General features: G+C 70.9%; 13 protein-coding genes. 7 read left to right on the top strand and 6 right to left on the bottom strand.

Going from position 1 to position 12,289, the window contains the following annotated elements; all coding sequences use genetic code 11:
• Window positions 1–37: 37 nt before the first annotated feature.
• Both ABZ840_RS16825 and ABZ840_RS16820 read right to left on the bottom strand, forming a co-directional pair.
• A complete protein-coding gene (locus ABZ840_RS16825; RefSeq protein ID WP_361559997.1) occupies window positions 38–823 on the bottom strand; it encodes a transglycosylase SLT domain-containing protein in 786 nt (261 codons plus the stop codon).
• Between the two features lie 339 nt (window positions 824–1,162).
• Window positions 1,163–1,864, bottom strand: coding sequence for a nitroreductase family protein (locus ABZ840_RS16820; protein ID WP_361559994.1), 702 nt, complete (start codon window positions 1,862–1,864; stop codon window positions 1,163–1,165).
• A gap of 351 nt (window positions 1,865–2,215) precedes the next feature.
• Between ABZ840_RS16820 and ABZ840_RS16815 the strand changes: the two genes are divergently transcribed.
• Complete coding sequence (locus ABZ840_RS16815) at window positions 2,216–3,373, top strand: GAF domain-containing sensor histidine kinase (RefSeq protein ID WP_361559991.1); 1,158 nt, start codon at window positions 2,216–2,218, stop codon at window positions 3,371–3,373.
• Window positions 3,366–4,031 carry a response regulator transcription factor gene (locus ABZ840_RS16810; RefSeq protein WP_361559988.1) on the top strand — a complete coding sequence of 222 codons (666 nt, stop codon included), beginning with the start codon at window positions 3,366–3,368 and terminating at the stop codon, window positions 4,029–4,031. Before ABZ840_RS16815 ends, ABZ840_RS16810 begins: the two co-directional genes overlap by 8 nt.
• A gap of 141 nt (window positions 4,032–4,172) precedes the next feature.
• Here the strand turns inward: ABZ840_RS16810 and ABZ840_RS16805 are convergent, their stop codons facing one another.
• A complete protein-coding gene (locus tag ABZ840_RS16805; RefSeq protein WP_361559985.1) occupies window positions 4,173–4,970 on the bottom strand; it encodes a hypothetical protein in 798 nt (265 codons plus the stop codon).
• 89 nt (window positions 4,971–5,059) lie between these two features.
• Here ABZ840_RS16805 and ABZ840_RS16800 point away from each other — a divergent pair, with 89 nt between their 5' ends.
• From ABZ840_RS16800 to ABZ840_RS16785, 4 genes are all read left to right on the top strand, one after another.
• On the top strand, window positions 5,060–5,869 hold the full coding sequence (locus ABZ840_RS16800; protein WP_052868247.1) for an ABC transporter ATP-binding protein: 810 nt from the start codon (window positions 5,060–5,062) through the stop codon (window positions 5,867–5,869).
• Between the two features lie 127 nt (window positions 5,870–5,996).
• Window positions 5,997–6,410 (top strand): NfeD family protein, encoded by a 414-nt coding sequence (locus ABZ840_RS16795; protein WP_361560879.1) that lies wholly within the window; start codon window positions 5,997–5,999, stop codon window positions 6,408–6,410.
• Window positions 6,411–6,541: 131 nt separating this feature from the next.
• Complete coding sequence (locus ABZ840_RS16790; protein WP_361559982.1) at window positions 6,542–7,480, top strand: SPFH domain-containing protein; 939 nt, start codon at window positions 6,542–6,544, stop codon at window positions 7,478–7,480.
• A 103-nt stretch (window positions 7,481–7,583) separates the two neighbouring features.
• A complete protein-coding gene (locus ABZ840_RS16785; RefSeq protein ID WP_361559979.1) occupies window positions 7,584–8,351 on the top strand; it encodes a sulfite exporter TauE/SafE family protein in 768 nt (255 codons plus the stop codon).
• Between the two features lie 152 nt (window positions 8,352–8,503).
• Here the strand turns inward: ABZ840_RS16785 and ABZ840_RS16780 are convergent, their stop codons facing one another.
• The 3 genes from ABZ840_RS16780 to ABZ840_RS16770 form a co-directional block, all read right to left on the bottom strand.
• Entirely contained in the window at window positions 8,504–9,007 is a 504-nt protein-coding gene (locus ABZ840_RS16780) for an HNH endonuclease (protein ID WP_361559976.1), read from the bottom strand.
• Window positions 9,008–9,479: 472 nt separating this feature from the next.
• Window positions 9,480–10,019, bottom strand: coding sequence for a YbhB/YbcL family Raf kinase inhibitor-like protein (locus ABZ840_RS16775; protein ID WP_361559973.1), 540 nt, complete (start codon window positions 10,017–10,019; stop codon window positions 9,480–9,482).
• 157 nt (window positions 10,020–10,176) lie between these two features.
• Window positions 10,177–10,959, bottom strand: a complete 783-nt coding sequence (locus ABZ840_RS16770; protein WP_361559970.1) for a sporulation protein — start codon at window positions 10,957–10,959, stop codon at window positions 10,177–10,179.
• Between the two features lie 215 nt (window positions 10,960–11,174).
• On the opposite strand from ABZ840_RS16770, the gene ABZ840_RS16765 reads away from it, so the two are divergent.
• Window positions 11,175–11,825, top strand: a complete 651-nt coding sequence (locus ABZ840_RS16765) for a DNA-3-methyladenine glycosylase (RefSeq protein ID WP_361559967.1) — start codon at window positions 11,175–11,177, stop codon at window positions 11,823–11,825.
• The last annotated feature ends 464 nt before the right edge of the window (window positions 11,826–12,289 follow it).

Raw genomic sequence — 12,289 nt, 5'->3', positions numbered from 1 at the left:
ATCGTCCGGCGCCGGAGCCCCGGCGCGCAGCAGTGGCTCAGTACGCCGAGTCGACGTTGTCCATGGAGCCGTACTTGTCGGCCGCGTAGTTGCAGGCGGCGACGATGTTGGCGACCGGGTCGTACAGGTCGTTCGCCGTGCCCTCGACGTGGTACTGCTCGAAGGTCGGCTGGATGACCTGCAGCAGGCCCTTGGACGGGATACCCATCTGGGCGTTGACGTCCCAGTTGTTGATCGCGCGCGGGTTACCGCCGGACTCGCGGATGATGTTGCGCTTGATGCCCTCGTAGGAGCCGGGGATCCCGTGCTTCTTCATGATCGACATGGATTCCTTGATCCAGCCGTCGAGGTTGTTGGCGTAGGTGACCGGCTTGCGCTCGGCGGACCGGCTCGCGGCCTGCGTCGTGGTGCGCTGCTGGTCGGCCTTGTTCTTGGCGGCCTCCTTGGCCTGGGCGGCCGCGTCGGCGGCAGCCTTGGCCTTGGCCTGAGCGGCGGCCTTGGCGTCGCCCTCGGCCTGCTTCTTCGCGGCGAAGGCCTCGTTGCCGGCCTGCTCGGCGGCGCGCGTGCTGTTCTGGGTCAGCTCGGCGTTCTGCGCCTTGGCGGCGGCGTTGTCGACCAGGCTGTAGGCCGAGGAGTCGTCCACCACGTGGTAGGCGACGGGCTTCACGTTCTGAGCGGACGCGGCGTGCGCCGGCTCGGCGTTGGCCGAACCCGGAACGACGGCGAAGACGACGGCGGCGGCACCGCCCGCGGCCACGGCGGCGGCGGAGAGCTTGTGATTCCGGTTCAGGCGGCTGTAGCCAGGAATGGCGTGCAGGGGCATGCGGAAAGAACCTCTTCCAATGGGGGACGTCGCGTGGGCCGGATTGGCGCGAGAACGCCGAGATCCTTTTCCACGGCGCCGGGCGACGTCAGCCATTGTTAGCGGTCGGAATTTGGCGCTGCAATCATGTGACGTACGAAGCTGTTTAGTGGAACCGGGGGTCGCCGAATTGCGTCCCGTTCCGTTCTCTCCATGGGGTGCCCCGGATGCGATCCCGCCGTTGCCCGCATTCGCATCCCACTAACATTCTTCGTAAGTGATGTACGCCCTATGTGCGGGCTCACATGTTTACGGAGCCCGCATGGCGTTATGTCATCGCGGCGGCACGCACCGTGAGCGTTATCGCTCCACCAGAACCTGATCCAGCGATTTGCGCACCAGATCCGGTACCTCGCAGTCCGCCGCGGGGTGTCCCACCGGGATCACCGCGAAGGCCTTCTCGTTGACCGGCCGCCCCAGCTCCGCCCGCAGAAAGCCCATCGGGCTGGGGGTGTGCACCAGCGCCGCCAGGCCCGACAGGTGGAGCGCGGACAGCAGCATGCCCACCGCGATCCCCACCGATTCGTCGACGTAGTAGTGCTTGCGCTTGGTGCCGTCCGGGCCCAGCCAGTAGCGCTGCTGGAAGACCACGATCAGGTGCGGCGCGTCGGTCAGGTGCGGCTTGACCTCGTCGGTGCCCAGCGGCCGCAGCGCCGTCAGCCACTCCTCGCCCAGCCGCCCGTCGTACGAAAGGCGCTCCTCCGCCTCCGCGGCCGCCCGAATGCGCCGCCGTACCTCCGGGTCTTTGACCAGTACGAATGTCCAGGGCTGCTGATGTGCCCCGGAAGGCGCGGTGGCGGCGCACGCAATGGCGTCCCTGATCACCTGCTCGGGCACCGGATCGGGCGCGAAACGGCGCACCGTACGGCGCTCCGCCATCCGTTCCCGCAGTTCCGCCGCGCGCGCCCGGGATTCCGCGGCCGGCATCCGCGCGGGCCGGTAGGGGACGGGGCGGTACGGCTCGCCGTGGACGGGGGACCAGTTTTCCCGTGAAGTCGTCATGACCGGGAGTGTGGCCCGTGCCGGGCTGCCGCGAAAGACCGCCTCGGGGCGACCGCGAAGGAGCGCCTTCGGGCGGCCGTGAAACGCGGCCTTCGGTCGGTGGCGAAAGACCGCCTCGGTCGGCCGTAAAAGACCGCCTCGGGCGGGCGCGAAAGGCCGCCGTTTCTTTCCCCTATATATAGGGGGCACAAAGTCCCGCTTCCGGAGCGGCCATGGTCCCCCGTGGCCGGGTCGGAAATACCCGCCGGATCCGGCACCCGGCATTGGGACTCCGGACCTACGTCCCGGGACCCGGTCGGGGCCCCGCCGAGGGCCGATACGGACCGTGCGGCCCGCCGGTACCGTGAGTGCATGACCAACGGACCAGGGGCGGAGCGGGGTGCCGGGCTCTCCGCGGTGAGCAGCGCCATCCTCGCCATGAGCCGGCACCTGGAGGTGCGCGACGTGCTCAAGACGATCGTCGCCTCCGCCCGTGAGCTCCTGGACGCCGAGTACGCGGCGCTGGGGGTGCCGGACGATCACGGCGGCTTCGCGCAGTTCGTCGTGGACGGGGTGAGCGAGGAGCAGTGGAAGGCCATCGGCCCGCTGCCCCGCCAGCACGGCATCCTCGCCGCGATGCTCAAGGACGCCACGCCGCAGCGGCTCGGCGACGTCCGCAACGACCCCCGCTTCGAGGGCTGGCCCAGCGCCCACCCCGACATGTCGGACTTCCTGGGCATGCCGGTGGCCGACGGCGACGAGATCCTCGGCGCGCTGTTCCTCGCCAACAAGCGGTGCCCGTTGCCGACCGGCGGCTGCAACTTCACCGCCGAGGACGAGGCGCTGCTCGGCATGCTCGCCCAGCACGCCGCCATCGCCCTGACCAATGCCCGGCTCTACGAGCGGAGCCGCGAGCTGACCATCGCGGGGGAGCGCGCCCGGCTGGCGCACGAGCTGCACGACGCGGTTTCCCAGAAGCTCTTCTCGCTGCGGCTGACCGCGCAGGCCGCCACCGCGCTCGTCGACCGTGACCCGGCCCGCGCCAAGGACGAGCTGCAGCAGGTCACCCGGCTCGCCGCGGAGGCTGCCGACGAGCTGCGCGCCGCCGTTGTGGAGCTGCGGCCCGCCGCCCTGGACGAGGACGGGCTGATCGCCACACTGCGTACCCAGATCCAGGTCCTCGACCGCGCGCACGACGCCAAGGTCACCTTCGCCGCCCACGGGCTGCGGGCGCTGCCCGCCGCGCAGGAGGAGGCGCTGCTGCGGGTGGCGCAGGAGGCCCTGCACAACGCGCTGCGGCACGCCGACGCGCAGCGTGTCGACGTGACGCTCGCCCGGCACCGGCAGGGCGCGGTGCTGCGGGTCGCCGACGACGGCCGGGGCTTCGACCCCGGCGCCGTCCGCCGCGCCGGGCGCCATCTGGGCCTGGTGTCGATGCGGGACCGGGCGAGCGGCGTCGGCGGCACGCTCACGGTGGAATCGGGGCCCGGCAAGGGCACCGCTGTCGAGATGGAGGTCCCCGGTGGCTGACGGAGACAGGGGCCCGCTCGGCGGCCCCATCAAGGTGCTGCTCGTCGACGACCACCAGGTCGTGCGGCGGGGCCTGCGGACGTTCCTGGAGGTCCAGGACGACATCGAGGTCGTGGGCGAGGCCGCCGACGGCGAGGAGGGCGTCGCCGCGGCCGAGCGGCTCGGGCCGGACGTCGTCCTGATGGACGTCAAGATGCCCGGCATGGACGGGGTCGAGGCGCTGCGGCTGCTGCGCGAGCAGCGCAACCCGGCCAGAGTGCTGATCGTCACCAGCTTCACCGAGCAGCGGACCGTGATCCCGGCGCTCCGGGCGGGCGCCGCCGGCTACGTCTACAAGGACATCGACCCCGACGCGCTGGCCGGCGCCATCCGGTCCGTGCACGCCGGGCACGTCCTGCTGCAGCCGGAGGTGGCCGACGCGCTGCTCAGCCAGGAGGACGCGGGCAACGGCCAGGGCCGCGGCGGCTCCCTCACCGACCGGGAGCGCGAGGTACTGGCCCTGATAGCGGACGGCCGCTCCAACCGGGAGATCGCCCGGGCCCTGGTCCTCTCCGAGAAGACGGTGAAGACCCACGTCTCCAACATCCTCATGAAACTGGACCTCGCAGACCGCACCCAAGCAGCCCTCTGGGCAGTCCGCCACGGAGTGGGCGCGTAAGCGTCCACCCAGGGGCGCGGGGAACTGCGCGCCCGGCCACAGCGGTGGCGCGCCCGGCCGCGTACGGGAAGCCCCGCGGCGGGCAGCCGCGCCCCGTGGCCCGCCACGAACCCGGCCCCGGGGCGCACCCCCGTCGGCGAACTAAGGCGCCCGCCGCTCCCGCTCCTCCACGAACGAGTCGTACGCCGCCACCTGCGCCCGCCGCGCAGTCCGCTCCACCGGACGGAGCGCCTCCGCCCGCGCCGCGATCTGTGAGGCGCTGACGGCCGCACCGTGCTCGTCCCCGCCGGATCCCTGGGCGATGCCGATCAGCGCCCCCACCTTCTGCGCCAGCTCCAGCACCCGCACCGCGCGCGGCGGGTATCCCGGCGCGAGCAGCTGCCGGCCGGCCTCGGCCCGCGCCCGGTACGCCTCCAGCGCCGCCTGCGCGACCGGTCCGGATCCGGCCACGTCCAGCTTCGCCAGCAGCTCCGTCGCCTCCCGCAGCGCCTGCGCCAGCTCCCGCTCCGCCTCACCCAGCGAGGGCACGTCGGCCGGCGGCGCGTCCCGGACGGCCGTGCAGTGCCACACGACCTCGACGTGCACATCGCCCTCGGGCCCGGCCTCGTGCACCTCCGGCACCAGGCCCAGCGCCACCCCGCAGGCGATCACGGCCTCCCCGGCCGCCAGCGCCCGCGCATTGAATTCCGGCGGGCCGCTCAGCCCCAGCGGATGGCCCGGCACCGGCAGCGCCACGCGCAGGCCGGTCGCGCCCAGCGCCCGCAGCCGGCCCAGCGCGAGCGTCAGCCCCACCGGCCCCGATTCGCCGGGCAGCCCGGTGACGCGGTGCACCGCGTCGCCCTCCGCGATCCGCTCCGCTGCGTCATCAGGTGGGACCAATCCGGCCAAAAGGGCATTTCCCCACGCGGCCAGCCGTCCTGAGCGAGGTTCATCGAGCATGGACCCAGCCTAAGGACAGGCACTGACAATGGGTGGCGTAGGTTTGCAGGGGGGCTGCGCCTACAGGTGCACGCGAGGACCGAGATGCAATGGGAGACAACGCGCTCATGAGCGATGTTCTGGAGCTGGTGGACGTATCCGTGGTCCGCGAGGGCCGGGCTCTGGTGGACCAGGTCTCCTGGTCGGTGAAGGAGGGAGAGCGCTGGGTGATCCTGGGCCCGAACGGCGCCGGCAAGACCACCCTCCTCAATGTCGCCTCCAGCTACGTCTTCCCGACCACGGGCACCAGCACGATCCTGGGAGAGACCCTCGGCAAGGTCGACGTCTTCGACCTGCGGCCGCGCATCGGCATGGCCGGCATCGCGCTCGCCGACAAGCTGCCGCGCCGTCAGACCGTGCTGCAGACCGTGCTCACCGCCGCGTACGGCATGACCGCCACCTGGCAGGAGCACTACGACGAGGTCGACGAGCAGCGCGCCCGCGCCTTCCTCGACCGGCTGGGCATGACGCCCTATCTCGACCGCAAGTTCGGCACGCTCTCCGAGGGCGAGCGCAAGCGGACCCTCATCGCCCGCGCGATGATGACCGACCCCGAGCTGCTCCTCCTGGACGAGCCGGCCGCGGGCCTGGACCTCGGCGGCCGCGAGGACCTCGTACGCCGCCTCGGCCGACTCGCGCGCGACCCGTTCGCGCCGTCGATGATCATGGTCACGCACCACGTCGAAGAGATCGCGCCGGGCTTCACCCACGTACTGATGATCCGTCAGGGCAAGGTGCTCGCCGCCGGCCCCATCGACCTGGAGCTGACCTCCAGCAACCTCTCGCGCTGCTTCGGCCTCCCGCTGGTCGTCGAGCGCAACGGCGACCGCTGGACGGCTCAAGGCCTGCCGCTCGCCTGACAGTTGACGCGACGCGGGGCCCCGGCGCACGGTCGGGGCCGAAAAGCCCCGCACGATCCGGCCGCGATCGATCGCACCCTGTCCGCGGGGCCGCCCGCCGATCTACCATGACACCGTGGATGCATGGGTGTGGTGGCTCATCGCCGCCGTAGGGCTGGGTATTCCTCTCGTCGTCACCGCGATGCCGGAATTCGGGATGTTCGCGGTCGGCGCCGTGGCCGGTGCTGCCGTGGCCGCCCTCGGCGGCGGCACGGTGATGCAGGTCATCGTCTTCGCGGCCGTCTCGGTCGCGCTCGTCGCCGTCGTACGCCCGATCGCCAACCGCGCCCGCTCCCGGCGGCCCGGCATGGCTTCCGGCGTCGACGCCCTGAAGGGGCGCCAGGCCACCGTCCTGGAGCGGGTCGACAGCTCCGGCGGCGGTCGGATCAAGCTGAACGGCGAGGTGTGGTCCGCGCGCGCCCTGGACGACAGTCAGGTCTACGAACCAGGGCAGAAAGTGGACGTCGTGGACATCGAGGGAGCAACCGCCGTCGTGATGTGACGCTCTTGATCAACAGGCCCTCGCGGGACCGGAGAACGGCCTGCACAAGAGGGTGAGTCTCTGAAAGACTCGATCAACGACACGCCGGGCGGGACCGGCCGACAGCTACGAAAGGGACACGGGGAGCCACTGTGGAACCGATCATCATCGTCCTGATCATCCTGGTGGTGCTGGTGTTCGTCGCACTCATCAAGACGATCCAGGTCATTCCGCAGGCCAGCGCCGCCATCGTCGAGCGTTTCGGCCGCTACACCCGCACCCTGAACGCGGGCCTGAACATCGTCGTGCCGTTCATCGACTCCATCCGGAACCGCATCGACCTGCGTGAACAGGTCGTCCCGTTCCCGCCGCAGCCGGTCATCACCCAGGACAACCTGGTCGTGAACATCGACACCGTCATCTACTACCAGGTGACCGACGCGCGCGCCGCGACGTACGAGGTCGCCAGCTACATCCAGGCGATCGAGCAGCTCACCGTCACCACGCTCCGGAACATCATCGGCGGCATGGACCTGGAGCGCACCCTGACCTCCCGCGAGGAGATCAACGCGGCACTGCGCGGCGTCCTGGACGAGGCCACCGGCAAGTGGGGCATCCGCGTCAACCGCGTCGAGCTCAAGGCCATCGAGCCGCCGACCTCCATCCAGGACTCGATGGAGAAGCAGATGCGCGCCGACCGTGACAAGCGCGCCGCGATCCTCCAGGCCGAGGGTGTCCGGCAGTCCGAGATCCTCCGCGCCGAGGGTGAGAAGCAGTCCGCGATCCTGCGCGCCGAAGGTGAGGCCAAGGCCGCGGCCCTGCGCGCCGAGGGTGAGGCGCAGGCGATCCGTACGGTCTTCGAGTCCATCCACGCCGGTGACCCGGACCAGAAGCTGCTCTCCTACCAGTACCTCCAGATGCTCCCGAAGATCGCCGAGGGCGACGCCAACAAGCTCTGGATCGTGCCCAGCGAGATCGGCGACGCGCTCAAGGGCCTCGGCGGCGCCATCAACAGCTTCGCCCCGACCGGCGGCGCCCCCGCGGCCCCGGCCCCGGCGGCCCCGCCCCGCCAGCAGCCGCCCATCGACTGACGCCCCACCGCGGCCGTCTCGGACCGTGGTCCCGCGCTCCACCCACCGAACCCCTGGTGCATGATCGGTTCATGACGCATCGATCACGTGCCAGGGGTTCGGCATGACCGTCTGGGAAGCCCTCGCCGTCCTCGCCGCCGGTATGGGCGCGGGCGCCATCAACGTCGTCGTCGGGTCCGGGACGCTCATCACCTTCCCCGTACTGCTCGGCGTCGGCCTGCCGCCCATCACCGCCAACGTCTCCAACAGCCTCGGCCTCGTACCGGGCTCCGTGAGCGGCGCCATAGGCTACCGGCGCGAACTGCGCGGCCAGCGCCGCCGCGTCGTCCGCTTCGGCATCGCCGCCCTCCTCGGCGGCCTGGCCGGCGCCGTCCTGCTGCTCGCCCTGCCCTCCGACGCCTTCGACGCGATCGTCCCCGCGCTCATCGCCGTCGCGCTCGTCCTCGTCGTCCTCCAGCCCCGGCTCTCCGCCGCCGTCAAGGCCCGCCGCGCCCGCAACGGCACCACACCGCACCGCGACGGCGGCCTCGGCCTGCTGACCGGACTGCTCCTCGCCAGCGCGTACGGCGGCTACTTCGGCGCCGCCCAGGGCGTGCTGTACATCTCCCTGATGGGCCTGCTGCTCGACGAGGACCTGCAACGCCTCAACGCCCTCAAGAACGTGCTCGCGCTGCTCGTCAACGGTGTCGCCGCGGTCTTCTTCCTCTTCGTCGCCGACTTCGACTGGACCGCCGTCGTACTGATCGCCGTCGGCTCCGCGCTCGGCGGCCAGATCGGCGCGAAGATCGGCCGCCGGCTGTCGCCCACCGTCCTGCGCGGCGTCATCGTCACCGTCGGCATCGTGGCGATCGCCCAACTGCTGCTGCGCTGAGGCGCGCGTACGAGGAAGCCGGGCCGCGCGAGCGAGGAAGCTGGAGTACGCGTGCGACGAAGCCGAGGCACGCGTACGACGAGCCAAGAGACATGTACGACGAAGGGGCGCGGGTCTCCCCGCGCCCCTGCACGCGCTCCAGTGCGCCGCGCCTACGCCGGCTGCGCCAGCCAGTCCGGCAGCGCCTCCCGCGCGGACACCCCCAGCGCCGCCAGCATCGTGTCGGCCGGCGTCGGCACGAACGGCCGCCGCAGCAGCTCCATCCCCGCCTGCTCCGGCGTACGGTCCGCTTTGCGGTGGTTGTCCGCGGCACACGACGCGACCGTATTCAGCCAGGTGTCACCGCCCCCGTGCGCCCGCGGCACCACGTGGTCCACCGTCGTCGCGCGCCGCCCGCAGTACGCGCAGCGGTGCTGGTCCCGCACCAGCACACCCCGCCGCGACCACGGCGCCTGTCTTCGGAACGGCACCCGTACGTACTGGCTCAGCCTGATCACCTGCGGCACCGGAAGATCCAGCGAGGCGGCCCGGACACGCAGCCCCGGGTGCGCCTGCTCGACCACGGCCTTGTCCTGCATGACCAGCACGACCGCGCGCCGCAGCGACACCGTCGACAGCGGCTCGAAGCTCGCATTGAGGACCAGCGTCTCGCGCATCCCGACCACCTCCCGCATCCGTCCGCCGCTCGGCGAAGTGGCTCCACTGTGCAGTTCCAGTGATCCCCCGGACAACGCAATTTCCGTATGCCGCAAGGGAGATGGCAGGTGAGCGGAAGACGAACGAACGGCGAACCGGGAACGGGAACGCGAGGCCGGGGAAAGGGAGGGGAGAGGCGCGGGGAGAAGAAAGGGCAAGGGAACGCTCCGGGCCCCGTCCCCCGTGACAAGGGACCCGGAGCGCCCACGGCAGCCGGCGCGGACGTCCGACACGAAGCGGACTCCGGCAGACAGCGAGGAGACACACCTGCGCCCCGCCGCCCCCGCCACTGCGGTGCCGACTGCCCGACGGCCATGTGGCAACCGTCGGCCGAACACCACTGTGCGTTCCGGGGCGCCGGGGCGCAACGGAATTACGGACGCACGGACCCGCGCACGGCGTGCGGGCGGGTACGCGCGTACGGACCCGCGGTCAGCTCTCGGCGGGAATCTCGTACTCGCCGATCAGCTGGGCCCGGCCCAGCGTGTGGAACCGCAGGTTGAAGCCCACCACGGCGGGCGAGGCGTCCGCGTCCGGACCGAGCTTCTCCTGGTCCACCGCGTACACGGTGAAGACGTAGCGGTGCGGGCCGTCGCCGGGCGGCGGCGCGGCGCCCCCGAAGTCCCGCGTCCCGTAGTCGTTGCGTACGTGGACCGCGCCCTCGGGCAGGCCCTTCATGTCACCGGAGCCCGCACCGGCGGGCAGCTCCGTCACCGACGCCGGGATGTCGAACACCGACCAGTGCCAGAAACCGCTGCCGGTCGGCGCGTCCGGGTCGAAGCAGGTGACGGCGTAACTGCCGGTGCCCTCCGGGGCACCCTCCCACCGCAGGTGCGGCGAGGTGTTCCCCGCGCTGAACACCTGGGCGTCCGCCAGCGTCCCGCCCTCCTGCAGATCGTCGCTCACCACCGTGAACGAGGGCACCTGCGGATGAAAGTCGTGCGGGAGCGGCCGGCGCTTCTGCTCGGACACTTCGACACCTCCTGATCGCGTTCGGAGACCGTCCGGCCAGGTTAGAACCTCTTCGCGACAGAACCGGTGCCCGGCCCGGCGGATCTCATGCCCGCGCGCCGGACACCGCTGCACTGTCGGCTCAGTACCGGTTACCGGCTCAGTACCGGTTACCGGCTCAGAACCAGTTGCGCTTGCCGCCGACCTCGGCCAGCCACTGGTTCAGGTACGCCGCCCAGTCCGTGTTCTGGAAGTCGTGCAGCCCCACCTCGAAGGAGCGGAAGGTGTCGCTGCCCTCGGTGAACAGACCCGGCTTCTTGTCCATCTCCAGGACGACGTCCATCGCCCGGTCGTCCGCCACGAAGGACAGCTCGACCTGGTTCAGGCCCCGGTACTGCTGCGGCGCGAAGAACTCGACCTCCTGGTAGAAGGGCAGCTTCTGCCGCGTGCCCCGGATGTGCCCGCGCTCCAGGTCCGCCCTCTTGAACCGGAAGCCGAGCTGCCCGAAGGCGTCGAGGATCGCCTGCTGCGCCGGGAGCGGGTGCACGTTCACCGGATCGAGGTCACCGGAGTCGACCGCACGGGCGATCGCCAGCTCCGTGGTGACGCCGACGTTCATCCCCTGCAGGTGCTGCCCGAGGAACATCGTGACCGGCGTCTCCCACGGGATCTCCAGCCCGAACGGCACCGTGTGCGTGGCACCGGCCTGCACCTCGAAGGCGCCGCCCAGCTGCTGCTTGGTGAATTCGATGTTCCGCTTGCTCTCCCCCTCGCTGGTCTCGACCTCGACCACGGCCTGCAGTCCGACCGACAGGCCCTCGATCTGCTGCGCGACCGATCCGCCCTGGATGCGCACCTCACCCTGTACGACGCCACCGGGCACGACGTTCTCCTCGAAGAGCACCGTCTCCACGGACGCGCCCCCCGCACCCAGACTCGCCAGCAGCTTCTTGAACCCCATTGATCGTCCTCCCCAGGCACGTGCCTGTACTCCGTTGTTCTCCGGCCGCGACGATCCCGCCCGGCCCGGGCCTGACCCCTACGAACGCGAAACGGCGTACGGCGGTTCCCCCGGCGGCCGGCCGCCGCACGCCCACACCCTGCCAAGACGCGGTGCTCACCGGCCACTCCGGAGCCCCGGAAGAAACGCGCCGAGGTCCATTACCCTGGGAACGCATGATCTCCGAACCCGCACGAATGCCGCTCCCGCGGACATTCTTCGACCGCCCCGTCCTCGAGGTAGCCCCCGACCTGCTCGGCCGCACTCTGGTGCGCAACACCCCGGAGGGCCCCGTCGAGCTGCGCCTCACGGAGGTCGAGGCGTACGACGGGGAGAACGACCCCGGCTCGCACGCCTATCGGGGCCGCACGGAGCGGAACGCATCGATGTTCGGCCCGCCGGGACATGCGTACGTGTACTTCATCTACGGCATGTGGTTCAGCCTCAACCTCGTCTGCGGCCCCGACGGCTACGCGAGCGGTGTCCTGCTGCGCGCCGGTGAGGTGCTGTCCGGCACGGACCAGGTGGCGGAGCGCCGCCCCAAGTCCCGCCGCGAGACCGAACTGGCCCAGGGCCCTGCCCGGCTGGCCACCGGTCTTGCCGTCGACCGGCAGCTGAACGGTACGGACGTGTGCGCGGGCCCGGATGCGCCGCTCGCCGTCCTGACGGGCACGCCGGCGGACCGGGACCGGGTACGCAACGGCCCGCGCACCGGGGTCGGCGGCGAGGGGGCGACCCACCCCTGGCGCTTCTGGATCGAGGGCGATCCGACGGTCAGTCCGTACCGTGCGCACGTGCCGCGGAAACGACGGACCAGGGCTGCTTGACTCTGCCGCAGCGCGCCCGTAATGTAGCCCGAGCCGCTTGAGACGGGCAGCGCTATGTGCGCACGCCGCAGGCGGCACAACCATCACTTCGAACGACTCCCTCAACCGGGTCCCTTTTCGCGTTGCCGAAAATCGGATTTCGGTTGCATCGGGCCGACCAGATCGGCGCCGATTATGAGCAATCAAGGGAATCCGCTAAAGTGACGGCACGTCGAAAGACGTAACCCCGCCCGACGGGGAATCGGAAACGAATTCGAGCCGGAAAAGGCACGGACCAGGATCTGATAGAGTCGGAACCGCCGAAAGGGAAAGCCCGCAAGGGCCGAACCGGAAAGCAACCCCGCTCCGACAGGGGGCCGGATCACCGAAAAGGATCTGGTAGAGTCGGAAACGCAAGACCGAAGGGAAGCGCCCGGAGGAAAGCCCGCGAGGGTGAGTACAAAGGAAGCGTCCGTTCCTTGAGA

Source organism: Streptomyces sp. NPDC047117, from assembly GCF_040643545.1.
Classification (GTDB): domain Bacteria; phylum Actinomycetota; class Actinomycetes; order Streptomycetales; family Streptomycetaceae; genus Streptomyces.
The sequence above is the reverse complement of the archived record's forward strand: the minus strand, read 5'-3'. Positions and strand labels throughout refer to the sequence as shown.

Excerpts from the sequence above, each read along its gene's own strand:
- ABZ840_RS16825 (WP_361559997.1), bottom strand. The coding sequence starts at position 823 with ATGCCCCTGCACGCCATTCCTGGCTACAGCCGCCTGAACCGGAATCAC.
- ABZ840_RS16820 (WP_361559994.1), bottom strand. The coding sequence starts at position 1,864 with ATGACGACTTCACGGGAAAACTGGTCCCCCGTCCACGGCGAGCCGTAC.
- ABZ840_RS16815 (WP_361559991.1), top strand. The coding sequence starts at position 2,216 with ATGACCAACGGACCAGGGGCGGAGCGGGGTGCCGGGCTCTCCGCGGTG.
- ABZ840_RS16805 (WP_361559985.1), bottom strand. The coding sequence starts at position 4,970 with ATGCTCGATGAACCTCGCTCAGGACGGCTGGCCGCGTGGGGAAATGCC.
- ABZ840_RS16800 (WP_052868247.1), top strand. The coding sequence starts at position 5,060 with ATGGGAGACAACGCGCTCATGAGCGATGTTCTGGAGCTGGTGGACGTA.
- ABZ840_RS16785 (WP_361559979.1), top strand. The coding sequence starts at position 7,584 with ATGACCGTCTGGGAAGCCCTCGCCGTCCTCGCCGCCGGTATGGGCGCG.
- ABZ840_RS16780 (WP_361559976.1), bottom strand. The coding sequence starts at position 9,007 with ATGCGCGAGACGCTGGTCCTCAATGCGAGCTTCGAGCCGCTGTCGACG.
- ABZ840_RS16770 (WP_361559970.1), bottom strand. The coding sequence starts at position 10,959 with ATGGGGTTCAAGAAGCTGCTGGCGAGTCTGGGTGCGGGGGGCGCGTCC.
- ABZ840_RS16765 (WP_361559967.1), top strand. The coding sequence starts at position 11,175 with ATGATCTCCGAACCCGCACGAATGCCGCTCCCGCGGACATTCTTCGAC.